Here is a 23,833-nt window from a genome sequence, read left to right on the forward strand (position 1 = left end):
CCCACCGCACCGCAAGATCGCGCTCGAACATGGAAAGAGTGGGGTCCGAACGGCGTGCGGCCACTACAACCAGGATCGAGTGCGATCTTGGAGCCAGGGGGCCGTGTGGGGCACCCTGGCGGGTCAGTGGTTGGGGGGGATTACTCGGAGGTGGCCTCGGCGGCCGGTCTGGTGGGGGTTCTCGGGGTGGTGCTGGTCCGGCTCCGGGGGGCGGGGGGCCGGGCGGGCGGCTTCCCGGACCGCTTCGGCAAGCGCCACCAGGTCGTCGGTGGTGGGCGGCGGGGGCTCGAACTCGCCCTCGTGCCGGACGACGTCCCAGCCTCGCGGCGCGGTCAGGCTGCGGGCGTGCGGCTCGCACAGGTCGTACGTGTGCGGCTCGGCGAACGCCGCAAGCGGCCCCACCACCGCTGTCGACTCGTTGTAGACATAGGTCAATGTGGCGACCGCTTGCCGGGGGCAGCCGTTACGGGAGCAGCGCCGTGGTGACCTCACGTGCGGCAGGGTATCTCCATTACCGGGTCCGGCGCACCGCTTCGCGTTGCGACACGCCCGTCATGGTGATCACAGTCGACCGCCCTGGGCGCGCCGCGCCACAGGAGCGGCGCTGCCGCTGACCGGCCCGACACGGGCGCTACCCTTTGCCTCATGACGAGCCCGGAACACCGCCGCCCCGGCTCCGGCCGGCGTGCGCACCGCGACCGCCACGGGCGCGGCCTGCGCGGGCGGCTGGTGCCGGCCACCGTGCCGCTGGCGCGGACCAAGGCCGAGGTCTTCGACGACCTGGTCCTGGACACCGTCGAGACGCTTGAGCGTCGGTTCGCCAAGGAGCTGGCGGGTGTCGAGTTCGCGGTCGAGGACGTCCCGCCGGACCTGAACGTCTACGACTCAGATGTGCTGGAGGACGGCGAGGTCCCGCTGGCCCGGTTGCTACCCGGCCGCCCGGGGCGGCAGGAGGTGCCGCCGCGGATCGTGCTGTACCGACGGCCCCTGGAGTTCCGGGCCATGGACCGCGAGGACCTCGCCGATCTCGTCCATGACGTGATCATCGAACAGGTGGCAAACCTTCTCGGGGTCGACCCTGACGAGTTGGCCTGAGCGGTCCCCCCGCGAGCCAGGCCGAACGCACCCGGCAAAGCCAGGCCGAGCGATCCCCCAACCAGCCAGGCTCAGCGCACCCCCGCACGCTGGACCGACTCGGTCAGGCAGCCGAGCGGCGCGAGTCGGGCGGCCCCCGCCGCCTCGACCGCACACCACTCAGGCGGCCCGCCGCTTCAACTTGCGCCGCTCCCGCTCGGAGAGCCCACCCCAGATACCGAACCGCTCGTCGTGACCAAGCGCGTATTCGAGGCACTCGGTCTTGACCTCGCAGCGCCCACAAATCCTCTTCGCCTCGCGGGTCGAACCGCCCTTCTCGGGAAAGAACGCCTCGGGGTCGGTCTGCGAGCACAACGCTCGCTCCTGCCACTCCGGCGCGTTTCCGAGCAGGTCGGCCACCTCAAGCTGGCCGTCCATCAAATGCCTCCTTGTCGCGCACCGGCGTCATCGCCGCTGCAACCCCCCACGCGAAAGGCGTGCTTGTCCGTCCGGTCCCGTTTTGTTGCGTTCCGCGCGAACAACCCCATTCAAATTACACGCGTGTAATGCGTGCGCCGTCAAGCCAAACTTGATAATGGAGTCGCCCTCCCGACACCCCCGGTCGGCCACTCGGGCCGCCCAGCCTCGCAACCTGCCCTATCGATTCAGACCCCGGCCGAGTAACGCCCTCTCCGGCGAGTTGCCCGACTTTTCTGCCGTGGCGCTTCCCGGACGGCTCGCCGCCCGAAGGACGCCAGACACCCCCACTCCTAAGCTGATCTTGGTGGGGGACAGGTTAACGCGGCGCGGCGCAGACCGCCCGTCGAGCTACGGACAGCACTCACGCCCCGTCCACATCGTGGACGGGGCGTGGCGGTGAAACCGATGATTAGAGGTCAGCTGGCGACCCCAAAACCGCTGCTCGGCCAAGCGAATTCGGCTATCTCTCCACCATGGACGGTAATTGTGCCGGCAGGCGTACGATCGTCCCACCAGACGGTATAGATTCCACTCGGCAGATCGGGATAGACCGCACTGTGGAACGAGCCGTCGCGCACCAGACGCTCGCGTACCGCCGAGTGGACCCGCCGGTCGTCGTCGCGACTGATCTCGATCTCCCGACCGTGCAGATCCCGACCCGTGTAGACGATCAGTGCACCGGTGTCGCCGCCCAGATCGAGGACGACAGTCCCGGACTCCGACGGCCCGTACGCGTGCTCGTGCATCCGCTCGCTCACCGCCCCGGTCAGGACGCCGCCGGCGGGTTGTTGAACCCGTCGTACGGCGTACCCAGGTAGGGGAATTTTCCGAGGAACGGCGCGGTCACGTCGGCGGCGCTCAGCCCCGGGGTGACCGCGGCGGCCGCCGCGTCCGGTCGGAACGTCTTGTCCACCAGCGGGACGGTCACCCCGGCGATCGCCCGCAGCGCGATGCTGACCACGTCGTCGCCCACCCGCCGCCCGTTCGGGAACCCGGCCAGGTCGCCACCGAGCACCCCGAACCGGTCCGGACTCTTGGACGGTGGGATCGCGGTGTTCAGGCGCAGCATGTCGGCCTGTACGTCGCCGGTGGTGTTGGTGAAGCCGTCGATCAGCCCGGCCGGTACGCCGGTGAGCAGGATCGCCACGAGGTCGGCTCGGGCCTTCTTCGCCTTGGTGAGCTTGTCGAGGTTCGGGAAGACGTCCGGGTAGAGCGCGGGCAGCAACGCCGCCAACTCCGGGTGCTCGACGAACTGGGCGAACCGCTTGTCCTCCGACGGCGGCAGCGAGTTCCACTGGTCCTTCTTGGACATCGGCACGACGACCTCGTTGAACAGTGGATTGCCCAACCGCGAGACCTGGGTGAACGGGCCGGTGGAGGTGTCCGCCCCACCCCGGTCACCGAGCACCCGCACCTGGCGGCGCGACGCCGACGTCCACACCCCGATCACCGAGGCCCGGTCGGCGGCACCGTAGCGGTTGGCGCGCCGACGCACCCGCTCCAGCGGTACCTGCACCGCGATGCTGTGCACGTTCATCCGGTCGGTGGCGTTGACCGGCTCCCCCTCGGCCTTGAAGATCTTCTTCCCGGCGACGTGCAGCTGTTGGAACGGCCGCAGCGTGCCCAGGTCGAAGATCGCACCGAGGTCGACGAAGAAACCGTCGGCGCGCTGCCCGGCGAAGACCCGCTCCCCGGTGGAGAGCGAGTAGGTGGCCTGCCGCACCAGATCGGCGTACTTCGGGGTGGACAGCGGGCCGACGTTGCACGGCGGGCACTGGAGCTTGTGCGCCAGCCGGTGCTCGCGGCCGTCGGCCACCCGGGTCAGGCTGTAGAACTGCCGCCGGTTCCAGTTCTTGCTGTCGAGCGAGTCGATCGGCCCGGTGTTGTAGAGAAAGCTGTTCGGGTTCGTGATCTCGGTGGTGAACTCGAACCGGTAGGTGACATCCGGACGACCGTCGCCGTCGTTGTCGATATGGATCTCGTACCGCACGTCGTCGCCGAACTCGAAGAAGTTCGGCCCCCCGGAGGGGAGCTGCAACGGCACGTAGTTGGCGATCAACGTGACCGTGTCGCGCTTGTCGGGGCTGACGAACGCGTACAGGTCGGAGCTGTCGGCGACCGGATCCTTGGCGATCTCCGGGGCCTCGCGGTGGGAAGACATGGCGGACCAACCTCACTGGGCGGGGACAGGATGGCGGGGCGGGCGGGTGTCGGGTCAGCGCCGGGCGGCGCGCCGCAGCCGGTCCGCCAGGCCGCGGTCGCGTACCTCGATCCGGGTCTCACCGACGAAGACGTCCATCGTTCCGGAGTCGGCGTCACGCAGGTGCACAACGATCGGTTCGTCGGCTCGTCCGGCCGCGCCGGGAGCGTTCTGCGCGGCCGACAGGCCCGGCACGGTGAGCGCGGCGGCGCCGAGGGTGGCGCTGGCCGCTGCGGTCAACGTCTGCCGGCGGGTCAGTCGCGGCCACTGCCGCTTCCGCTGATCACTGGTCATGGGCAACCTTTCCGGCGGTGGCGCGAACGCGCCCGCGGAGACGGACGGGTCCGGCGCCGTCTCGCGACGCCACCGGGCCCCTGAGGGGGACACCGGCGGCGGTCCTCGCCGCGACCGCCGCCGGCACCGCGTGGTACGGCCGGCGGCGGGGAAAGGTTCGACGTCAGGGCCGGGCGTGACCGTACGCAGTCGACCGCTTGCGCGCCGGACGACCGGCGGCCTTCGCGATGGCCCGCAACTGCTCCTCGGTACGCGCCGACCCGTTGTCCGAGCCGGCCATCCGGGAGATGGTCTCCTCCATCAGCGTGCCGCCGAGGTCGTTGCAGCCACCCTGGAGCATCGCGACGGTGCCCTCGTCGCCGAGCTTCACCCAGGAGCACTGGATGTTGTCGATCCGTCCGTGCAACAGCAACCGGGACATGGCGTGCACCACCCGGTTCTCCCGCCAGGTCGGCCCGGGTCGGGCGATACCCGCCAGATAGATCGGAGCATTCGTGTGCACGAACGGCAGCGCCACGAACTCGGTGAACCCGCCGGTACGGTCCTGCACCCCGGCCAGCACCCGGAAGTGCGCCAGCCACTGCCCGGGGTGGTCGACGTGGCCGTACATCATCGTGGAGCTGGACCGGATGCCCAGCTCGTGTGCGGTGCTCACCACCTCGACCCAGGCGGCGGCCGGGAGTTTGCCCTTGGTCAGCACCCAGCGCACGTCGTCGTCGAGGATCTCGGCGGCGGTGCCGGGGATGGTGTCCAACCCGGCCTCGCGCAGCTGGAGCAACCACTCACGGACCGGCACCCCGGCCTTCGCGGCGGCGGTGACGATCTCCATTGGCGAGAACGCGTGCACGTGCATCTCGGGCACCCGGGCCTTGATGGCACGGACGATGTCGGCGTACCCGGTGACCGGCATCTTCGGGTCGATGCCGCCCTGGAGGCACACCTCGCTGGCACCGGCCGCCCACGCCTGCTCGGCCCGGTCCGCCACCTGCTCGACGGAGAGCCGGTACGCGTCGGCGTCCCGCTCACGCTGCGCGAAGGCACAGAAGCGGCAGCCCACGTAACAGACGTTGCTGAAGTTGATGTTGCGGTTGACGACGTAGGTGACGTCGTCGCCGACCGCCGCACGACGCACGTCGTCCGCGAGGCGGCACACCTCGTCGAGCGCCGGCCCGTCCGCGCCGAACAGCGCCAGCGCCGCATCTGTGTGCCGGGGGTCGAGCAGCGCCGCCGGGTCGTCGGCGGCGAGCCGCAACCCGGCCGTCAGGTCACGGTCCGCACCGGTCCCGGCCGACACCGGGGGTACGCCAGTCCGGCGGGCCTCCGCCTCGGGCGTGACCTTGCCGGCCACCTCGGACCAGTCACCGTAGACGCTGTCGAAGTCGCCGCGCCGGTCGTCGGTCCGGCCGGTGGTGTCGATGGTCGCGTGCAGGTCGACCCGCCCGCCGAACACCTCCTCCGGCTCCTGCCACGGTCGGCCCTGCGGCATCGCCGACTCGACAGCCATCCCGGTGACCGGGTCGGCCAGGGCACCGACGTGCGGCAGCAGCCGTGGGTCGAGCCAGGGGTCGCCCGCGCGCACGTACTCCGGGTAGATCGTCAACCGCTCCCGCAGCGTGAACCCGGCCAGCTCGGTGTGCCGGGCCAACTCGTCGATCTGCGGCCAGGGGCGCTCCGGGTTGACGTGGTCCGGGGTGAGCGGGGAGACGCCACCCCAGTCGTCGATGCCGGCACGCAACAGCAGGTCGTACTCGCCGGCGATGAGGTTCGGCGGGGCCTGGATCCGGGCCTTCGGGCCGAGCAGCAGCCGGGCCACCGCCACCGTGGCGGCCAGGTCGTGCAACTCCGCGTCGGGCATGCCGCGCATCGCCGTGTCCGGCTTGGCCCGGAAGTTCTGCACGATCACCTCCTGGAGGTGCCCGTACTCCCGGTGGGCGCGACGGACCGCGAACAGCGCGTCCACCCGCTCCGCCGCGGTCTCCCCGATGCCGATCAGGATGCCCGTGGTGAACGGCACCCCCACCCGACCCGCGTCCTCGAGCACCCGCAACCGGACCGCCGGCTCCTTGTCCGGTGAACCGAAGTGCGGGCCACCCGGCTCCGACCAGAGCCGGGTCGCCGTCGTCTCCAGCATCATGCCCATGCTCGGCGCGACCGGCTTGAGCCGCTGCAACTCCGACCAGGACAGCACCCCGGGGTTGAGGTGCGGCAACAGCCCGGTCTCCTCAAGCACCGCGACCGCGCAGGCGCGCAGGTAGTCCAGGGTCGAGTCGTAACCGCGCTCGTCCAACCACGTCCGGGCCGCCGGCCAGCGCTCCTCCGGCCGGTCACCCAGGGTGAACAGCGCTTCCTTGCAACCCTGCGCGGCACCTTCGCGGGCGATCGCGAGGACCTCGTCGCGGTCCAGGAACGGTGCCGGCAGCCGGTGCGGCACGGTCGCGAAGGTGCAGTAGTGGCAGCGGTCCCGACAGAGCCGGGTCAGCGGGATGAAAACCTTCTTGGAGTACGTGACCACACCCGGCCGGCCAGCGTCCCGCAGCCCCGCGTCGCGGACCCCACCGGCGATGTGGAGCAACTCGTCGAGCGCCTCGCCGCGAGCGGACAGCAGCGCGGTCGCTTCGTCGACATCAAGCGCCCGCCCGTTCGCGGCCCGGCCCAGGGCCCGCCGCACGCTCGCATCGCTCGGAACCGGATGGGTGCGATCAACCATCCGCTCACCCTATGCGCAGCACGACAACACCGAACCAGTCCCCACCACGCCCCGCCCCCGTGCCCAGCCCTGCCCGCGCCGCCCCGCCCGCCTCACCGCCCGCGTCGCCGTCCCCCTCGCCCCGTCGCCGCCCGCCTCGCCCCGTCGCCGCCCGCCTGGCTCCGTCGATCAATAAGTTGTGGTGGGTGACAAAGCGTCTTGTAAGGCGTGAATCTGGCACCACAACTCCATGATCGACGGAGCCAAGGCGCTGGCGATTCGCGATCTTGCACTTTGTGTCCCGACTTAGGGGACATCTCGCTCGTTTCGACTACCGAAAGTGCAAGATCGGCGCGGGCCTCGGGGCAGCGCGGGCCTCGGGGCAGCGCGGGCCTCGGGGCAGCGCGGGCCTCGGGGCAGCGCGGGCCTCGGTTAGCGGGGCTGGTCGGGGTGGTCGTTGGGCTTGATGTGTTGGGTTTGGTCGGTGTCCGGGTTGGTGGGGTGGGAGATGACCTCGGTCGGGTCCGCAGACTGGCGCGGGATGGCCTGAGTGGGGTCGGCCGACGGTGGCTGCCCGAACGGCGGCGCGGCCGGGGACGGTGGCGCCGACTGGGGAGTGGGGTTCGCCGGGGGCCCGGACTGTGGGAACGGCGGCGCGGACTGCGGGTGCGTCGGCGCGGACTGTGGGAACGGCGGCGCGGACTGCGGGAACGGCGGCGCGGACTGCGGGAACGGCGGCGCGGACTGCGGGGCCGGGTGGGGCGGGGCCGACTGCGGAGCCTGGAACGGCGGCGACTGCTGGCCGTACTGGCCGGCCTGGCCGGCCTGCGGGTAACCGCCCGGTTGACCGGCCTGCGGGTAACCGCCGGGCTGGCCGGGCGTGGGCCAACCGCCCTGCGGCTGGCTACCGGGCTGACCCGGGGCCGGCCACCCGCCCTGCTGGTGCGGCCAGCCTGACGGGGCTTGACCGGGCTGGCCGTACATGCCGGGTTGGGGCTTGGGCCGCGGCACGTAGTAGTGGGCGCGCCAGATGGTGTAGACGACCCACGCGGCGATGGCGAAGATCACCATCCAGGCGAAGCGGGTGAGCACACCGAGCAGCGCGTCGAGCACCTCGGCCTCGGCCAGCCGGCCCACCGTCCAGATCAGCGTGGTCAGCGTGCCGAAGATGGCGCTCACCGCGTACTCGATGAGAGCTGCCTGCGTGATCAGCTTGGCCTTCGGCAGCACCGGCGAGATGTGCGTGGCCAGCAGCACCGCCAGCAGTGGGAGGCCCACCGCCTCCACCCCGATGAACGTGCCGAAGGCGTCGCCGGCACGACCCGTGGAGGAGCCGTTCGGGGTGATCAGCCGGAGCAGGCCCACGAACAGGAACACGGCGTTGGCACCGAGCAGCGCGAGCGCGGCGAGCTCACGTAGTGGCTTGGTCAGCTGGCGGGCCTGCGTCGCATCGGAGGACGCTGGCTCGGCGGGGCTGGTCACGAGCTCCCCCTCGGGGCATGAACGGACAGGGCGCACGTGAGCCTAGTCTCCCGGGCCACCCACGGATCGGAGGCGTCACGTGCGCGAGGATGGTCGACATGCGCATCGTGGTTCTGGCCGGCGGCATCGGCGGCGCCCGCTTCCTGCTCGGGGTCCGGGCGTACGCCCGTGATGTCGGCGCGGAGGTGACCGCCGTGGTCAACGTCGGCGACGACCTGTGGTTACACGGGTTGAAGATCTGCCCCGACCTGGACAGCGTCATGTACACGCTCGGCGGGGGAGCCGACCCGGAACGGGGCTGGGGTCGGGTCGGCGAGAGCTGGACGGTCAAGCAGGAGCTGGCCGCGTACGGGGCGGAGCCGACCTGGTTCGGCCTGGGTGACAAGGACATCGCCACCCATCTGGTCCGCAGCACCATGCTCAACGGCGGTTACCCGTTGAGCGCGGTGACCGAGGCACTGGCCAGCCGCTGGGAGCCGGGCGTACGCCTGTTGCCGGCGACGGACGACCGCCTGGAGACTCACGCCGTGGTGGAGGACGACCAGGGGCAGCGGGCGATCCACTTCCAGGAATGGTGGGTACGGTACCGGGCCGACATCGCCACGCACCGTTTCGTGTTCGTCGGCGCGGAGTCGGCGAAGCCGGCACCGGGAGTGCTTGACGCGATCGCCTCGGCCGACCTGGTGCTGATCGCACCGAGCAACCCGGTGGTGAGCGTCGCGCCGGTGCTGGCCGTACCCGGGCTGCGTGAGGCCGTGGCGGACGGCCCGGCACCGGTGGTGGGCGTCTCCCCGATCATCGGCGGCGCGCCGGTCCGGGGGATGGCCGACCGCTGTCTGGCGGTGCTCGGCGTCGAGTGCAGCGCGGCGGGTGTGGGTCGCCTCTACGGCGGCCGGGCCAGCGGCGGCCTGCTCGACGGTTGGCTGGTGGCCGAGGAGGACGCGGGAACGGTGGTGCCCGAGGTGACGGTCCGCGCGGTGCCGCTGCGGATGACCGACGAGGCGGCGACGGCGGCCATGGTCCGCGCCGCGGTGGAGTTGACGTGAGGCTGGAGATTCTGCCGGTGCTCGGCATCGGTCACGTGACCGAGGGTGACGACCTGACCGCGGTGATCGCGACCGCTGCGCCGTGGTTGCGCAACGGTGACGTGCTTGTGGTGACCAGCAAGATCGTTTCCAAGGCGGAGGGGCGACTGGTCGACGTGCCTGCGGACGGGCCGGAACGGCTGGCCGCACGGGACGAGGTTCTCGCCGGTGAGACCGCGCGGGTGGTCGCCACCCGGGGGGCGACCCGGATCGTGCAGACACATCACGGTTTCGTGATGGCCTCGGCGGGGATCGACGCGTCGAACGTGGACAAGACCCAACTGGTGTTGCTGCCGGCCGACCCGGACGCCTCGGCGCGGGCTCTGCGCGACGCGCTGCGGGAGCGCTACGACCTGGACGTGGCCGTGATCATCAGCGACACGATGGGCCGGCCGTGGCGCAACGGGCTCACCGACGTGGCGCTCGGTGTGGCCGGGATGCCCGCCATCCGTGACCACCGAGGTGAGATCGACCCGTACGGCAACGAGTTGCAGTTGACCCAGATGGCCGTGGTCGACGAGCTGGCGGGTGCCGGCGAGCTGATCAAGGGCAAGTGCGACCAGGTCCCCGTCGCGGTGGTGCGGGGCTACCTGCCCGCCACCGACCCGGATGACGCCGGTGGCGCGCGGGTGTTGGTCCGTGACGCGACACAGGACCTGTTCTCGCTCGGTACCGCCGAGGCCCGCGCCGCGGGGCTGGCTGACGCCGCCACCCTGGGCGACGGTCCCGGCCCGACGCCGGCCGACCCGACCGCGGTACGACGGGCGATCGACGCGGTCGCCGAGGTGGTCGCCCCCGGCACGGTCTTCACCCTGATCGACGAAGCCGAGGTACGCGCCGGCCTGGTCGCCGAGATGCCCGGCTGGCCGGACGGCGCCGACCTGCTGCTCGGCTCGGCCCCGACTCCCGTCGAACCGATCGGTCTGGTCCGCTTCGGTGCCGACCTGCACCGGCTGCGCGTCGCCCTGGCCGCCGAGGGCATCGGGTCGACCCTGCTGCCGCCACCGCCGGGCAGCCCGGCGAGCGCCGCGCTCGCCCTGTAACCCGAGCGGCGTGGGCGCTCGCCCTGTAGCCGAAGGCGGGGCGGGCACCTGCGCCCGACGGCCGGGTCACGCGTCGAGCATGGCCCGGCCCAGCGGGGTCAGCGTGTGCAGCACGCTGTTGCGTTCCCGGTGGCTGACCAGCAGGCCAGCGTTGCGTAGCACCGTGGCGTGCTGGCTCGCCGCCGCCGGTGAGATGTTGAGCTGGCGGGCGACCTCACCGGTGGTGCAGCCCTCGTCGCTGGCCTCCAGGACCGCCGCCCTGGTGCGACCCAGCAGCGCGGCGAGTGAGTCGCGGGCGGCGCTGGACGCGGTGCCGGCATCGGCGGACACCAGCGCGCCGAGCCGATCCACCGGGTAGACGAGCACCGGCGGAAGCGCCGGGTCGAGCAGCGCGACCGGAGTGGCCGCGCAGAAGAACGACGGCACCAGCAGCAGCCCTCGGCCGTCGAGGTGCAGCTCCCGGCTGTGCGGGTAGTTGCGGACCTCCAGCACCCCGCTCTCCCACCGCATCGCCGGGCGGAGGCTGGTGAGCAGACCCTCGACACCGCCGTCGAGCAGCGCCCGCGCCCGTCGCGCACGGTCCGCCGCCACCGCTGCCTGGATCCGATTCCAGTACGGGCTGATCGCCAACGATCGGTACTGCTCCATCGATTCGGCCAGGTGGTGCAGCACCGCCACCTCGCCCCGGGCCAGCGCCGCCGCCGAGGAGGGCAGCTGGTTCTCGGCGGCCAGCACGCTCAGGTCACGGTGCAGCAGCTCGGCGGGCGTACGGCGGAGCGCGTCAAGCCCGGCCTCGAAGCCCTCGACGCTGGCGTACGGGGTGAGGAAGTCGGGGAAGTAGCCGCGCGGCGGGCTCAGGGCGAAGAGCAACCGGAGCTGCTCGGAGGAGGCGTCCTGGCGCAGATCCCGGGCAACGCTGCGTCGCCAGTTGGCCGTCAACGGGTCACGGGTGCGGCCGCGTAGCACGTGCAGGCTGAGGACCAGCTCCCAGACCGGGTCAGCCGCCGGCGCCACCCGGGTCCGGAGGATGTCCTCCCCAGAAAAGTGGATCTTCAGCATGGAGCGCTCCTGTGTCGCCGGCAGGGGGATGCCGGACGACGATTCGACTGTACCTGGCCGGCAGTAATCTCCATCTTTAAGTCTGGACTGAAAAACCTCGACGCCTCCCGGGCCGGTTCGTCATGCTTCCCATGCCCGAACACGGCGCCACGCGTCCAGAACGCCTGTGCGGCCGGGGGCACCGGGACCGGGGAGGCCCCGGTGATCGGACGGCACCACGAGGGTCTGCGGCCCTTGCTCCGCGGAGGTGCCGTCCGGTCATCCCGCCCCCGCCTTCGAGCCGAAGACGCACACCCAGCCGTCGTGGTGGGCGAACGTCCGGAGCACACGCTCGTACAGTGACGGGGTGCCCGACACCGTGATCACCGGACCGATCCCCCACCCGACCGACCCCGAGGCGTACGCGACGCTGCACGCCGACGCCACCGCGTTGCTTGAGGGCTGGCAGCCCACCAGCCCCGGCGCGGCCAGCGCGCGGGACCGGACCCTCGCGCTGCTCGCCGCCGGCCCGGTCGCGATGAGCCGGCAACACCGCCCGGGGCACGTCACCGCAAGCGCGTTGGTGCTGGACTCCACCGGCTCCCGGGTGCTGCTCTGCCTGCACGGCAAGTTCGGGCGCTGGGTGCAGCTCGGCGGGCACTGCGAACCGACCGACGAGACGGTGGTCGCCGCCGCGCTCCGCGAGGCCACCGAGGAGTCCGGGATCGCCGGCCTGCGCATCGACCCGGTGCCGATCGACCTGGACGTGCACCAGGTGCAGTGCCAGGGCGGCTCGGCGCACCACGACATCCGGTTCGCCGTGCTCGCACCGCCCTCGGCGGTGGAGCAGGTCAGCGACGAAGCCGAGGCGCTGGGCTGGTTCCCACCGGACCAACTGCCCGAGCCGTTGGCCGGTGGAACCGTTCAACTTGTCGCACCGGCCCTCGCGGCCCTCAGACGTATGCCTCTTCGCCTCGCCCCTTGAGTTCGTCGACAAGGGCCTTGACGTCCTGCGCCCGGTCACGCGGGCAGACCAGCACCGCGTCCGGGGTGTCCACGACGATCAGGTCGCGCAGGCCGAGGACGGCCACCAACCGGCCCGACTGCGGCACGACCACGAGGTTGCTGCTGTCCCGCAGCAGCACGCCAGGCTTGGCCTCCGTGCCGAGCACCACGTTGTTCGCCTCGTCGGCCGGCAGCACGTCGCCGAGGGTGTGGAAGTCACCGACGTCGTTCCAGCCGAAGTCGCCCGGCACCGTCGCGACGCGACCCGCCGTGGCCGCGCCCTCCATCACCGCGTAGTCGACGGAGATCTTCGGCAGGGTCGGCCAGATCGCGCCCAGGACCTCGTCCTGCTCCGGGGTGCCCCAGGCGGCGGCGATCGCGGCGACGCCGGCGTGCAGCGCCGGCTGCTGGCGGGCAAGCTCGGCGAGGAAGACGTCCACCCGCCACACGAACATGCTCGCGTTCCACAGGTGCCGGCCGGAACTGACGTACGCCTCGGCGACCTCGGCGCCCGGCTTCTCCTTGAACTCGGCCACCGGCCGCCACGGCACACCCTCGGTCGGATCGCCGGTCTCCAGGTAGCCGTAGCCGGTCTCCGCGCGGGTCGGGGTGATCCCGACGGTCATCAGCATGCCCTGCTCGGCGCCGCGGACCGCCTCCTGGACGGTGCAGACCCAGCTGTCCGGGTCGCGGATCAGGTGGTCGGCGGCGAAGCTGCCCATCACCGCGTTCGGGTCGCGGGTCGCGATCACCGCGGCGGCCAGCGCGATCGCCGCGCAGGAGTCCCGTGGAGAGGGCTCGACCAGGATGTTCTCCTCCGGCAGCACGGTCAGCTGCCGTGCCACAGCCGTGACGTGCGCGGCCCCGGTGACCACAAGGGTTCGATCCGGTGTGGTCAGCGGCGCGAGCCGTTCCACAGTCGCCTGGAGTAGCGAGGCGCTGGTGCCGGTCAGCGGGTGGAGGAACTTGGGATGGCCGGCGCGGGACAACGGCCACAACCTCGTGCCACTGCCACCTGCCGGAATGACCGCATAGAGCATCCGCACATCATGCCCGACGTACCTGCCGGAAGTGGCCCGGGTCACCGGCAGCGACACGGAGGGTCAGGCGCGGGCGCGACTCCAGGCGGCGATGTGCACCTCGGCGCTGGACGCCCAGGTGAACTCCTTGGCCCGGTCGAACCCCGCCTTCGCCAGCGACAACCGCCGCTGCTCGTCGTCGAGCAGCGCGCCCAGGTCGGTGGCGATCTGCTCCGGGTCCTCCGAGGTGTACGCGACCGCGTCGCCGCCCACCTCGGGCAGCGAGAGCCGGGGCGTGGTCAGCACCGGGGCGGCGCACGCCATCGCCTCCAGGATCGGCAACCCGAACCCCTCGCCATAGGACGGGTACGCGGCGACCAGAGCCCCACCGAGGAAACCGGGCAGGTCGGCGTAGCGCAGGTAGCCGGGACGCAGCAGGCGCAGGTGCGACGGCACCTCCGCCACCGCACGGTCGATGTCGTCGTCGTGCCCCTGCCCACCGGCGATCACCAGGGCCGGCGGGTCGGACCGGTCGGCCACCGCCCGCGCCCACCCACGGATCAGGTTGGGGACGTTCTTGCGCGGCTCCTTGGCCCCGAGGAACGCGACGTAGCTGCTGTTGCCGAGCCCCAGCCGGGCGCGGACACGGGCCTTCTCCTCCTCGGTGGGAGCGTGGAAGGCGGCCTGGTCGACACCGTGGTAGGCCACGTCGATCCGCGTCGGGTCGGCGTCGAGGAGCCGGATCAGCTCGTCCCGGGTGGCCTTGCTGGGCACGATCACCCGGTCGGCGCGGCGCAGCGAGGTCTTGATGGCGCTGCGGAAGAACGTGCGGCGGGACTTGTCGTAGTGCTCCGGCTCGGTGAAGAACGTCGCGTCGTGCACGGTGACCGTGACCGGGCAACCGGCCCGCAGCGGGCAGGTGTAGAACGGCGAGTGCAGCACCTGCGCGCCCACCTGCTGGGCGAGCAGCGGCAGGCCGGTCTGCTCCCAGGCGAGCCGGGCCGGACGGTGGGCCACGGCGGCCGGGGCGGGGATGATCTCCGCGCCGGGCAGCATCCGGGTGTAACGCTCCAGGTCGGTGCGGAGGCTGACCACCGCCAGCTCCACCCCCGACCCGCACACCTTGCCGAGGGCACCGAGCAGACCGTCGACGTAGCGACCGACACCACCACGGTCGGCGGGGACACTCGTGGCGTCGATGAGCACGCGGGGCGGGCGACCGGCGGTCACGGGGCGACTCCTTGCGCTGGCGGGACTGTGGGGAAAAACACTCCGGGGGCCAAGCCTACGCCGGAGCGTGGGGGCGGCGCTGACTGCGACCCGACGGTACGCCGACTTGTCATCGCCATCGAGTACGGCCGGCGGGGGCGTATCGTTCGCGCCGATGGCCGACAATATTGCCCGGGTCTTCGCCGATGCGATCGCGACCGACCCGACCAGACCGCTGCTCACCTGGTACGACGACGCGAGCGGTGACCGCACCGAACTGTCCGGCGCCACCCTGGCGAACTGGGTGTCGAAGACCGCAAACCTCCTCGTCGACGAGGTGGGCCTCGCCCCCGGCACCCCGGCCGGCGTGCTGCTGCCGCCGCACTGGCAGACCGCGGCGGTGCTGCTGGGCTGCTGGTCGGCCAAGCTCGGCGTCGTCGACACGCCGGGCGACGTGGGCGTGCTCTTCGCCGCCGCCGACCAGTTCGACGAGGCGCAGTCCTGGTCCGCCGACGAGCGGTACGCACTCGGGCTGGCCCCGCTCGCCGCCCCGCTACGGCAGGTGCCGCCCGGGTTCGCCGACTACGTCGTCGAGGTACGCGGACACGGCGACCACTTCACGCCGCAATCCGGTCCAGGCCCCACCGACGCGCACCTGCTGGCCCGGGCCGAGGCCCGCGCCACCGAGTTGGGCATCGATCCGGGCGCGCGGATCCTCGTCGACGCCGCCCGGCACCCCGACCCGGTCGACTGGCTGCTGGCCCCGCTGACCCGAGCCGCCACCGTGGTCCTCTGCGCCAACCAGGACCCCGCCCGCCTGGCCGCCCGTCAGGACACCGAAAGGGTCACCCACACCCTTCCCTGACCTCAACCCCGGCGCTCCGGCGCTCCGGCGCTCCGGCGATCTTGCGGTTTCGGTTGCCGGTATGCATGGGTTGCCCCGTATGTCGGGACAGAAAGTGCAAGATCGACGGAGCGCGGGCGGGCGGGCGGGGTCAGGTTTGGGGGCGGGACTGGGCCAGGACGGCGAAGGCGGTCAGGGACTCGGGGTTGGCCAGGGCGCCCTTGGCTGCGGCCTGGTCGACCGGGGTGCCGGTGAGGATCTTCTTGACCGGCACCTCGAGCTTCTTCGCCGAGAGGGTACGGGGCACCGCACGCACCTGATGGATCTCGTCGGGCACGTGCCGTGGTGAGAGCGCCGTCCGCAGTTCACGGCAGATCTTCGTGCGCATCGGGTCGTCCAACTCCAGACCCTCGGCCAGCACCACGAAGAGCAGCAGCTCGCCGGCGCCACCCTCGCCGTCCTCCAGGTGCACGACGACCGAGTCGAGCACCTCGTCGAGCCCTTCGACGACCGAGTAGAACTCGGCGGTGCCGAGCCGTACCCCACCGCGGTTGAGGGTGGCGTCGGAGCGCCCGGTGATCACGCAACCACCTCGCTCGTTGATGGTGATCCAGTCGCCGTGCCGCCAGACTCCCGGGTAGACGTCGAAGTACGCCTCGGAGTAGCGGGTGCCGTCCGGGTCGTTCCAGAAACCGACAGGCATACTCGGCATCGGCTCGGTGATCACCAGCTCGCCCAGCTCGCCGATGACAGGCGTGCCGTCGGCGGAGCGCGCCTCCACCTTGGCGCCCAACGCCCGGCAGGCGATCTCACCGGCGTACACCGGCAGCAGCGGCACTCCGCCGACGAACCCGGTGCACACGTCGGTGCCACCGGAGAGCGACTGGAGCTGGAGGCGGTCGCCGACGGTCTCGTACACCCAGCGGAAGCCCTCGGCGGGCAGCGGCGCGCCGGTGGAACCCACGCCGCGCAGCGCCGACAGATCGGCGACCTCCCGGGGGACCAACCCGGCCTTGCGGCAGGCCAACAGGTACGGCGCGGAGGTGCCGAAGTACGTGGTGCCGGTCTCCGCCGCCAGCCGCCACAGCCCGCCGAGGTCGGGCTCAGCCGGCCGGCCGGGCTCCGCCCGAAGAGCCGGCTGGCCGGGCTCCGCCCGGACCGCAGGGTTGCCGTCGAAGAGCACGATGGCCGCGCCGACCGCCGGGCCGGAGACCAGGAAGTTCCACATCATCCAGCCGGTGGTGGTGAACCAGAAGAACCTGTCGGCCGAGCCCAGGTCGTGGTGCAGGGCGAGCATCTTCAGATGCTCCAGCAGGATGCCGCCGTGGCCGTGCACGATCGCCTTCGGCAGCCCGGTGGTCCCCGACGAGTAGAGCACGTAGAGCGGGTGGTCGAACGGCACCGGCGTGAACGTCAACGGCTCGTCGGTGGGCGCGGCCAGATCTTCCCAGCTCAGCGCACCCTCCGGCACGGGGCCGGTCGGGTCGAGGTAGCCGATGCTGACGGTGTGGCGCAGCGACGGCAGGGCGGCCCGGATCGCGGCGACCTCGGCTCGCCGGTCCACCGGCTTGTCGCCGTACCGGTAGCCGTCCACGGCGACGAGCACGGTCGGCTCGATCTGCTGCCACCTGTCGGTGACACTGCGGGTGCCGAACTCGGGCGCGCAGGACGAGAAGATCGCGCCCAGGCCGGCGGTGGCCAGCAGCAGCACGTACGTCTCGGTGATGTTCGGGGCGTACGCCGCCACCCGGTCACCGGCGGTCACGCCGAGCCGGCGCAGCCCAGCCGACACCCGGCGGACCTGCTCGCGCAGCTCACCGGCGGTGAGCGTGACCGGCGGACGGGTCTGCCCGTGGGCGATCACCACCGGGTCGTCGTCGGCCCGACCCGGCATCCGCAGCACGTTCTCCGCGTAGTTGAGGGTGGCGCCGGGGAACCACCGGGCGCCGGGCATCCCCCGCTCGGCCAGGGTGGCGGTCGGCGGGGTGTGCGCGATCACCTCGAAGTGGTCCCAGATCGAGCGCCAGAACCCGTCCAGGTCGGTGGTGGACCAGCGCCACAGGGCGTCGTAGTCGGCGAAGTCCAACCCTCGGTGCTCCGACAGCCAGCGCAGGTAGGCGCCGATCCGGGAGCGCTCACGGACGTCCGCCGGCGGCGCCCACAGCATGTCACCCACTGCTCCACCCTCCCCCTGGCCCGACACGACACTGTGACTGGGCCGTGGCGCCATCTTGCCCTACCTCGAAGCGCCATTCTGCGCACCGGGTAGGCCGACCGACGCGTGCCCGTCCCACACTCCGACCCACCACCCGATGTGGGTCAGCCCGCCCGGTGGGCCTGGATGGCACGGCGGCGGGCGAGGCGGTGCGCTCGGCGGATCTCCGCCTCCTTGTAGCGGCGCTCGTCCTCCGCCGTCTCCGGCAGCACCGGGCGGACCGCCCGCGGCGCGCCGCCCACGTCCACACCGACGAACACCAGATATGCGGTGGCCACCCGCACCGGCGCGTCCTCGGCCGAGTCCCACCGTTCGGCGACCACCCGCACGCCCACCTCCATCGAGGTCTGGCCGGTCCAGTTGACTTGGGCGTGCGCGTGCACGAGGTCACCGACCCGGACCGCCTCGGAGAAGACGATCTCGTCGATCGCCGCGGTCACCGCGGTTCCGCCGCTGTGTCGGGCGGCGGCGGCCCCGGCCACGTCGTCCACGAACTTCATCAGAACCCCGCCGTGCACGGTGCCGTAGAGGTTGACGTCCACCGCCGTCATGATCTTGCTGAGAGTGACGCGTGAGTACGACGTCGGCTTGCCGATGGGAGCGGCGGAGAGGTGCTCAGTCATGACGGAAACGGTACGGTGCGCGGATGCGACATCTCTGGAGCTTCCTCGCCGGGCTGGTGGTGGCGCCCATCACCTGGGTGCTGGTCACACTGGGGCAGGACGGGTCGAGCCGGACGGTCGACCGCTGGGTGGAGATCGGCACGTTCAACACCGCCAACCTGATCGAGCCGGCCGTGTACCTCGGTGTCGGCGGTGTCCTGCTGGGCCTGCTCGGCACGCTGCGCTTCTCGCCGCTGGGCCCGTTGGTGGCCGGGGCGCTGCTTGTCACCCCGTACGTCGGGATGTTCGTGGCACCCTTCTCGGTGCGCGACGCGATCCCCCACGAGTGGAAGGTGTTCGGCGACCCGCTACCGCTGCGGCTGCCAGTGGAGAACGGCACCCTCTTCCTGGTCGGCCTCCTGCTGCTGATGGCGACCTTCAGCCAGCAGCGGTGGCGGCAGTGGCCGAACCGGACGATCGAGCCCGCCCCGGCACCCACCCCCGCGTCTGACGGAGGCCCCCGCACCGACGACTTCACCCTGACCGACTGGCCGGCCCCCGCGCCCGCGGAACGCGACACCGCGCCCCTCACCCTGGGTTACCCGGCCGACTCGACGCCCACCGAACCGTTGCCCCGCCGGGTGGGTGGCGAGTCACCCTGGTCCGCCCCACCGCGCGGGCAGCCGCGCCCCGAGGACGACACCACCACCGAGATCCGCTGATCGTCGGGGCGGGCCGGGTGGACCGGCCCGCCCCTTTCGTCTCTTCTGGGCTAGTGCAGCGCGACCGCCAGGTCCCCCTCGACCGTGCCGAGGCTGGCGCGGGGCACGACGAGGAGCATGACGACCAGCGCGGCGGCCATGCCGCCCGCGATGACGATCGCCATCGGTACGCTCCCGGTGCCGAACAGACCGGCAAGTGGCGCCGACAGCGCACCGATGCCGAACTGCACCGCGCCGAGCAGCGCCGCGGCGGTGCCGGCAGCCTCGCTGTGCCGGCTCATGGCCAGGGCCGGCGCGTTCGGCAGGGCGAGGCCGGCGGCGGCCAGGACCAGCCACAGTGACGCGAGCAGGGTGCCCAAACCACCGAAACCGGTCGCCGCGAACATGACAAGCAGCAGACCGGCGGCCGTTCCGGCGACCAGGGCGCTGACCAGGATCTGCTGCGGGGTGTAGCGGCGCAGCAGCCGCACGTTGAACTGGGTGGCCCCGATCAGGCCCACCGCGCCGGCCCCGAAGGCGATGCCGAACTGCTGCTCGTCGAGGCCGTACTCCTGCTGGAGCACGAACGACGACCCCGAGACGTACGCGAACAGGGCCGCCATCGCCAGCCCGGCGACCAGCACCAGGCCGACGAACGCCCGGTCGTTGAGCAACCCCCGGTAGTCGCGGAGGGTGGCGCTCACCCCACCGTGCCGCCGCCGCGTCACCGGCAGGGTCTCCGGGAGCCGGACCGCTGCCACGACGATCAGCAGCGCGCCGAGAACCGCGAGCGCCGCGAAGACACCGCGCCAGTCGGTCCAGCTCAGCAGGCCGCTGCCGAGCGTCGGGGCGAGGATGGGCGCCAGGCCCATGACGAGCATCAGCCGGGAGAAGATCCGGGCGAAGGAGGCACCGCTGAACAGGTCGCGGACCACTGCCGTCGCGACCACTGTGGCGGCGGCGACGCCGAGCCCCTGCAGTACGCGCAGACCGCCGAGTATCGCGATGTTGGGTGCGAAGACGCACAGCACGGAGGCCACGATGTGCGCGGCCAGGCCAGCCAGCAGCGGCATGCGCCGCCCGACCACGTCGGAGAGCGGCCCGATCAGCAGTTGGCCCAACGCGAGACCGACGAGCGTGCCGGTCAGCGTCAACTGCACAGCGGTCTCGGTGGTCTGCAGGCCGGCCGTGATGGCGGGTAGCGCGGGTAGGTACATGTCGATGGTCAGCGGCCCGATCGCGATCAGGGCGCCAAGCACAAGAACGAGCTGTGCCCGCTGGCGGTTCGTCATCAGGTCGCCGGGCAGCACCTCGTCTGCGACGGCGGAACCGTGTCCGGTCTTATCCACCAACTTCTTCGTCACTTCGCTCGCCAACACCCTTCGGGCTCACGACGTTCCCGATGTGTGGGGAGTCACTCCACGGCGACGTCCGCGAGCGAGACCCGCCCCGCTCGCATGTTGTCGCTATGCGCAGTTCGTTCCGCTTCTAGGATCGTGTTGACGTGCTCGTCGGAGCAGCAGAGCAGATGTGGTGGATGACATGACCCAACAAGGCGCTTCCCTGCCGGGACTCGTCAGCGACGCCGATCACCTGAGCCTGTCCCGGCTCGTCGAGGAGAGCGCCTGGCGGGTCGACGCCGGACAGGCCGGCACCCTGCACGAACTCTTCGTCGACGACGGCGTCCTCGACCTCGGCCAACCCGCTCAGGGCCGCAACGCGATCCGCGCCTGGGGCGAGGAACTCGACCGGAACAACCCGTACCCCGGTATCCGGCACCTGGCGTCGAACATGCGGTTCGTCGCCACCGGCGCCGATACCGACGGCCGCGACACCGCCGAGGGCGTCACCGTGCTCACGGTGTACCTCAACGATGCCGACGGCCGACCGATCACCACCCCGTGGGTGGTCGGAGAGGACCACGACCGGTTCGCGCGTACCGACGCCGGCTGGCGCTTCACCCACCGGACCTGGACCCAGCTGTTCAGCCGTTGAGCAGTTGCCGCGCCATGACGATCCGCTGCACCTGGTTGGTGCCCTCGTAGATCTGAGTGATCTTGGCGTCCCGCATCATCCGCTCGACCGGGTAGTCCCGCGTGTAGCCGTAGCCACCGAGCAGCTGCACCGCATCCGTGGTGATCTCCATGGCGGCGTCGGAGGCGAAGCACTTCGCCGCCGCGCCGAAGTAGGTGAGATCCGCGTCGCCCCGCTCCGACTTGCCCGCGGCCGCGTACGTGAGCTGCCGGGCCGCCTCGAGCTTCATCCCCATGTCGGCGAGCATGAACTGGATCCCCTGGAACTCGGCGACCGCCTTGCCGAACTGCCGGCGCTCGGTCACGTACCCCTTCGCGTAGTCGAGCGCGCCCTGCGCGATCCCGACGGCCTGCGCGGCGATGGTGACCCGCGTGTGGTCCAGGGTCTTCATCGCGGTCGCGAAGCCGGTGCCCTCCGCGCCGATCATCCGGTCGGCCGGGATCCGCACGTTGTCGAGGTAGACCTCGCGGGTGGGCGAGCCCTTGATGCCGAGCTTCTTCTCCGGCGCGCCGAAGCTCACCCCGGGATCGGACTTCTCGACCACGAAGGCGGAGATGCCCCGGGACCGGGCAGACGGGTCGGTGACGGCGAAGACCGTGTAGAACTCCGACACGCCGGCGTTGGTGATCCACCGCTTCACGCCGTTGAGCACCCAGTGATCCCCGTCACGCACAGCCCTGGTGGTCATCGACGCCGCGTCGCTGCCCGCCTCCGGCTCGGAGAGGCAGTACGAGAACATCGCGTCACCGGCCGCGACCGGGGTCAGGTAACGAGCTTTGAGGTCGGCGGAACCGGACAACAGCAGCGGCATCGTGCCGAGTTTGTTCACCGCCGGGATCAGCGAGGAGGAGGCACAGGCGCGGGCCACCTCCTCGATCACAATGGCGGTGGCCAGCGCGTCCGCGCCCGCGCCGCCGTACTCCTCGGGGACGTGCGGGGCGTGGAAGTCGGCCGCGCGCAGCGCGTCGTAGGACGCCTTGGGGAACTCCCCGGTCTCGTCGGCCTCGGCGGCGTGCGGAGCCACCTTCGCGGCGCAGACCGCACGCACCGCTTCCCGGATCGCCTCGTGCTCCTCGGGCAACCGGTAGACGTCGAACGACTCCCCTGCGGCCATCTCGGCCCTCCCCTTCACCACTATCATGCGCAGTCTGTGACGACTCCTGACCGCCGACCGCGCAGACTGAAGACTAGCGACTGCAGTTCAGGTGATGTTACCGGCGCGTAGGTACGGGCAAGATGGTGCACCCAACGCGCTGGGCGATGATGGAGACCGAGACAGTGAGCCACCCTCCGGTGCCCCGCCCAGGCGCCGCAGCAGAATGCGACGCGACGAAGCGGCGCCAGTGCGAGCGGAGAAGACAGGCGTGACGATCCCCTACCCCACCATCCAGCCGACCCCCGCCATCGCCGCGGTGACACCGCCCTCAGGCGCACCCCGGCCGCGGGTGACGTTCCTGGGGACCGGTTACCTCGGTGCGACGTACGCCATCTGCTACGCGGAACTGGGGTACGAGGTACTCGGGTTCGACGTCGACGCCGACAAGATCGCCATGCTGAACGCCGGCCAGGTGCCGATCCACGAGCCCGGCCTGGACGAGCTGCTCCGGCGCAACCTGGCCGCCGGCCGGCTCCGGTTCAGCACCGACATCGCCGAGACGGCGGACTTCGGTGACGTGCACTTCATCTGCGTCGGCACCCCGCAGCGGGCCGACGGCATGGGCGCAGACCTGTCGTACGTCGAGGCATCGGTCACCAGCCTCGCGCAGCACCTGACCCGCAAGGCGTTGATCGTCGGCAAGTCCACCGTGCCGGTCGGCACCGCCGAGTGGGTCGAGCAGCTCGTCGGCAAGCACACCCCCGACGACCTGGACGTCGAGGTGGCGTGGAGCCCCGAGTTCCTCCAGGAGGGCTTCGCCGTCGACGACGTCCTGCGGCCCAACCGGATCGTTGTCGGCGTCAAGAGCGAGTGGGCCAACGGCATGCTCTACGCCGCGCACAAGGGCGTGTTCGACCTGGCCGCCACGGAGGACCGCGAGGTCCCCCTGGTGGTCACCGACTTCTCCACCGCCGAGCTGGTCAAGGTCGCCGCGAACGCCTTCCTGGCCACCAAGATCTCCTTCATCAACGCGATGGCCGAGGTCTGCGAGGCGTCCGGCGGCGACGTCACCCAGTTGGCCCGCGCGATCGGCTACGACCCGCGGATCGGCAACCGGTTCCTCCAGGCCGGCCTCGGCTTCGGCGGGGCCTGCCTGCCCAAGGACATCCGAGCCTTCCAGGCCCGCGCCCAGGAGTTGGGCGCCGGTGAGGCGCTGCGCTTCCTGCACGAGGTCGACCTGATCAACCTGCGTCGGCGTACCCGGGTGCTCCAGCTCGCCGCGGACCTCCTCGGCCGCCGCTCCGGCCCGGCCGGCCCGGACTTCTCCGGCACCCGGATCGCCGTGCTCGGTGCCACCTTCAAACCCAACACCGACGACGTCCGCGACGCCCCGGCGCTCGCCGTCGCCGCGCTGTTGCAGAAGGCCGGCGCCGACGTGCACGTGTACGACCCGCAGGGCACCGAGAACGCCCGCCGTGCGGTCCCCGAGTTGACCTACGAGAGCAGCATCAACGAGGCGGTCAGCGACGCCGACCTGGTCTGTGTCCTCACCGAGTGGGCCGACTTCCGCAACGCCGACCCGGTAGCCCTCGGCGAGTTGGTCAAGGGCCGCAAGGTCGTCGACGGCCGCAACTGCCTCGACCCCGCACTGTGGACCCAGGCGGGCTGGGAGTACCGGGGCATGGGTCGCCCCTGACGACACCGACGCGCACCGGCCGGCCATCGA

General features: G+C 71.5%; 22 protein-coding genes. 8 read left to right on the plus strand and 14 right to left on the minus strand.

From position 1 onward, the window contains the following. Window positions 1–123: 123 nt before the first annotated feature. On the minus strand, window positions 124–492 hold the full coding sequence (locus ACWER9_RS08975) for a DUF3499 domain-containing protein (protein WP_357352900.1): 369 nt from the start codon (window positions 490–492) through the stop codon (window positions 124–126). A gap of 153 nt (window positions 493–645) precedes the next feature. On the opposite strand from ACWER9_RS08975, the gene ACWER9_RS08980 reads away from it, so the two are divergent. Next, window positions 646–1,095 (plus strand): metallopeptidase family protein, encoded by a 450-nt coding sequence (locus ACWER9_RS08980; RefSeq protein WP_074316962.1) that lies wholly within the window; start codon window positions 646–648, stop codon window positions 1,093–1,095. 159 nt (window positions 1,096–1,254) lie between these two features. On the opposite strand, the gene ACWER9_RS08985 is transcribed toward ACWER9_RS08980, so the two are convergent. The 6 genes from ACWER9_RS08985 to ACWER9_RS09010 form a co-directional block, all read right to left on the minus strand. Then, the gene (locus tag ACWER9_RS08985; protein ID WP_088986255.1) at window positions 1,255–1,512 is read right to left on the minus strand and encodes a WhiB family transcriptional regulator; all 258 of its coding nucleotides are present in this window, start codon (window positions 1,510–1,512) and stop codon (window positions 1,255–1,257) included. Between the two features lie 458 nt (window positions 1,513–1,970). Continuing rightward, window positions 1,971–2,300 carry a phospholipase gene (locus tag ACWER9_RS08990; protein ID WP_452301277.1) on the minus strand — a complete coding sequence of 110 codons (330 nt, stop codon included), beginning with the start codon at window positions 2,298–2,300 and terminating at the stop codon, window positions 1,971–1,973. A 20-nt stretch (window positions 2,301–2,320) separates the two neighbouring features. Next, complete coding sequence (locus ACWER9_RS08995) at window positions 2,321–3,715, minus strand: DUF4331 domain-containing protein (protein ID WP_452301278.1); 1,395 nt, start codon at window positions 3,713–3,715, stop codon at window positions 2,321–2,323. 54 nt (window positions 3,716–3,769) lie between these two features. Further along, entirely contained in the window at window positions 3,770–4,048 is a 279-nt protein-coding gene (locus ACWER9_RS09000) for a hypothetical protein (RefSeq protein WP_196921188.1), read from the minus strand. Between the two features lie 163 nt (window positions 4,049–4,211). Further along, complete coding sequence (locus tag ACWER9_RS09005; protein WP_452301279.1) at window positions 4,212–6,755, minus strand: bifunctional FO biosynthesis protein CofGH; 2,544 nt, start codon at window positions 6,753–6,755, stop codon at window positions 4,212–4,214. Between the two features lie 411 nt (window positions 6,756–7,166). After that, window positions 7,167–8,216: a hypothetical protein gene (locus ACWER9_RS09010; RefSeq protein WP_452301280.1), complete on the minus strand. Its 1,050-nt coding sequence runs from the start codon at window positions 8,214–8,216 to the stop codon at window positions 7,167–7,169. A gap of 98 nt (window positions 8,217–8,314) precedes the next feature. On the opposite strand from ACWER9_RS09010, the gene cofD reads away from it, so the two are divergent. Together cofD and ACWER9_RS09020 are read left to right on the plus strand one after the other, a co-directional pair. Further along, a complete protein-coding gene (gene cofD / locus ACWER9_RS09015; RefSeq protein ID WP_452301281.1) occupies window positions 8,315–9,262 on the plus strand; it encodes a 2-phospho-L-lactate transferase in 948 nt (315 codons plus the stop codon). Continuing rightward, window positions 9,259–10,344, plus strand: coding sequence for a coenzyme F420-0:L-glutamate ligase (locus tag ACWER9_RS09020; RefSeq protein WP_452301282.1), 1,086 nt, complete (start codon window positions 9,259–9,261; stop codon window positions 10,342–10,344). Before cofD ends, ACWER9_RS09020 begins: the two co-directional genes overlap by 4 nt. A 66-nt stretch (window positions 10,345–10,410) precedes the next feature. Here ACWER9_RS09020 and ACWER9_RS09025 read toward each other — a convergent pair whose 3' ends face one another. Then, window positions 10,411–11,403: an ArsR/SmtB family transcription factor gene (locus tag ACWER9_RS09025; protein ID WP_452301283.1), complete on the minus strand. Its 993-nt coding sequence runs from the start codon at window positions 11,401–11,403 to the stop codon at window positions 10,411–10,413. A 361-nt stretch (window positions 11,404–11,764) separates the two neighbouring features. On the opposite strand from ACWER9_RS09025, the gene ACWER9_RS09030 reads away from it, so the two are divergent. After that, a complete protein-coding gene (locus tag ACWER9_RS09030) occupies window positions 11,765–12,367 on the plus strand; it encodes an NUDIX hydrolase (RefSeq protein ID WP_452301354.1) in 603 nt (200 codons plus the stop codon). Here ACWER9_RS09030 and ACWER9_RS09035 read toward each other — a convergent pair. Together ACWER9_RS09035 and ACWER9_RS09040 are read right to left on the minus strand one after the other, a co-directional pair. Continuing rightward, entirely contained in the window at window positions 12,336–13,427 is a 1,092-nt protein-coding gene (locus tag ACWER9_RS09035; RefSeq protein WP_452301284.1) for a mannose-1-phosphate guanylyltransferase, read from the minus strand. The genes ACWER9_RS09030 and ACWER9_RS09035 overlap by 32 nt on opposite strands. Window positions 13,428–13,490: 63 nt before the next feature. Then, complete coding sequence (locus ACWER9_RS09040) at window positions 13,491–14,636, minus strand: glycosyltransferase family 4 protein (RefSeq protein WP_452301285.1); 1,146 nt, start codon at window positions 14,634–14,636, stop codon at window positions 13,491–13,493. A 154-nt stretch (window positions 14,637–14,790) separates the two neighbouring features. Here ACWER9_RS09040 and ACWER9_RS09045 point away from each other — a divergent pair, with 154 nt between their 5' ends. Next, entirely contained in the window at window positions 14,791–15,480 is a 690-nt protein-coding gene (locus ACWER9_RS09045; protein ID WP_452301286.1) for a TIGR03089 family protein, read from the plus strand. Between the two features lie 130 nt (window positions 15,481–15,610). Here ACWER9_RS09045 and ACWER9_RS09050 read toward each other — a convergent pair whose 3' ends face one another. Next, a complete protein-coding gene (locus tag ACWER9_RS09050) occupies window positions 15,611–17,635 on the minus strand; it encodes an acetoacetate--CoA ligase (RefSeq protein ID WP_452301287.1) in 2,025 nt (674 codons plus the stop codon). A 143-nt stretch (window positions 17,636–17,778) separates the two neighbouring features. Then, window positions 17,779–18,297 carry an acyl-CoA thioesterase gene (locus ACWER9_RS09055; RefSeq protein WP_238657289.1) on the minus strand — a complete coding sequence of 173 codons (519 nt, stop codon included), beginning with the start codon at window positions 18,295–18,297 and terminating at the stop codon, window positions 17,779–17,781. Window positions 18,298–18,320: 23 nt separating this feature from the next. On the opposite strand from ACWER9_RS09055, the gene ACWER9_RS09060 reads away from it, so the two are divergent. Beyond that, window positions 18,321–18,998 (plus strand): hypothetical protein, encoded by a 678-nt coding sequence (locus ACWER9_RS09060; protein ID WP_452301289.1) that lies wholly within the window; start codon window positions 18,321–18,323, stop codon window positions 18,996–18,998. Window positions 18,999–19,048: 50 nt separating this feature from the next. Here ACWER9_RS09060 and ACWER9_RS09065 read toward each other — a convergent pair whose 3' ends face one another. Further along, window positions 19,049–20,269 carry a multidrug effflux MFS transporter gene (locus ACWER9_RS09065; RefSeq protein WP_452301355.1) on the minus strand — a complete coding sequence of 407 codons (1,221 nt, stop codon included), beginning with the start codon at window positions 20,267–20,269 and terminating at the stop codon, window positions 19,049–19,051. A gap of 250 nt (window positions 20,270–20,519) precedes the next feature. Here ACWER9_RS09065 and ACWER9_RS09070 point away from each other — a divergent pair, with 250 nt between their 5' ends. Then, on the plus strand, window positions 20,520–20,972 hold the full coding sequence (locus ACWER9_RS09070; RefSeq protein ID WP_452301290.1) for a nuclear transport factor 2 family protein: 453 nt from the start codon (window positions 20,520–20,522) through the stop codon (window positions 20,970–20,972). On the opposite strand, the gene ACWER9_RS09075 is transcribed toward ACWER9_RS09070, so the two are convergent. Then, complete coding sequence (locus ACWER9_RS09075) at window positions 20,962–22,125, minus strand: acyl-CoA dehydrogenase family protein (RefSeq protein WP_452301291.1); 1,164 nt, start codon at window positions 22,123–22,125, stop codon at window positions 20,962–20,964. The genes ACWER9_RS09070 and ACWER9_RS09075 overlap by 11 nt on opposite strands. A 250-nt stretch (window positions 22,126–22,375) precedes the next feature. On the opposite strand from ACWER9_RS09075, the gene ACWER9_RS09080 reads away from it, so the two are divergent. Continuing rightward, entirely contained in the window at window positions 22,376–23,803 is a 1,428-nt protein-coding gene (locus ACWER9_RS09080) for a UDP-glucose dehydrogenase family protein (protein WP_452301292.1), read from the plus strand. Window positions 23,804–23,833: the final 30 nt, after the last annotated feature.

It is taken from the genome of Micromonospora sp. NPDC003944, assembly GCF_053605225.1.

Bases quoted from the DNA above. Each gene is read 5' to 3' on its own strand.
- ACWER9_RS08980 (WP_074316962.1), top strand. From the start codon at position 646: ATGACGAGCCCGGAACACCGCCGCCCCGGCTCCGGCCGGCGTGCGCAC.
- ACWER9_RS08985 (WP_088986255.1), bottom strand. From the start codon at position 1,512: ATGGACGGCCAGCTTGAGGTGGCCGACCTGCTCGGAAACGCGCCGGAG.
- ACWER9_RS08990 (WP_452301277.1), bottom strand. From the start codon at position 2,300: ATGCACGAGCACGCGTACGGGCCGTCGGAGTCCGGGACTGTCGTCCTC.
- ACWER9_RS08995 (WP_452301278.1), bottom strand. From the start codon at position 3,715: ATGTCTTCCCACCGCGAGGCCCCGGAGATCGCCAAGGATCCGGTCGCC.
- ACWER9_RS09000 (WP_196921188.1), bottom strand. From the start codon at position 4,048: ATGACCAGTGATCAGCGGAAGCGGCAGTGGCCGCGACTGACCCGCCGG.
- ACWER9_RS09005 (WP_452301279.1), bottom strand. From the start codon at position 6,755: ATGGTTGATCGCACCCATCCGGTTCCGAGCGATGCGAGCGTGCGGCGG.
- cofD (WP_452301281.1), top strand. From the start codon at position 8,315: ATGCGCATCGTGGTTCTGGCCGGCGGCATCGGCGGCGCCCGCTTCCTG.
- ACWER9_RS09025 (WP_452301283.1), bottom strand. From the start codon at position 11,403: ATGCTGAAGATCCACTTTTCTGGGGAGGACATCCTCCGGACCCGGGTG.
- ACWER9_RS09035 (WP_452301284.1), bottom strand. From the start codon at position 13,427: ATGCTCTATGCGGTCATTCCGGCAGGTGGCAGTGGCACGAGGTTGTGG.
- ACWER9_RS09045 (WP_452301286.1), top strand. From the start codon at position 14,791: ATGGCCGACAATATTGCCCGGGTCTTCGCCGATGCGATCGCGACCGAC.
- ACWER9_RS09055 (WP_238657289.1), bottom strand. From the start codon at position 18,297: ATGACTGAGCACCTCTCCGCCGCTCCCATCGGCAAGCCGACGTCGTAC.
- ACWER9_RS09060 (WP_452301289.1), top strand. From the start codon at position 18,321: ATGCGACATCTCTGGAGCTTCCTCGCCGGGCTGGTGGTGGCGCCCATC.
- ACWER9_RS09065 (WP_452301355.1), bottom strand. From the start codon at position 20,269: ATGACGAACCGCCAGCGGGCACAGCTCGTTCTTGTGCTTGGCGCCCTG.
- ACWER9_RS09070 (WP_452301290.1), top strand. From the start codon at position 20,520: ATGACCCAACAAGGCGCTTCCCTGCCGGGACTCGTCAGCGACGCCGAT.
- ACWER9_RS09075 (WP_452301291.1), bottom strand. From the start codon at position 22,125: ATGGCCGCAGGGGAGTCGTTCGACGTCTACCGGTTGCCCGAGGAGCAC.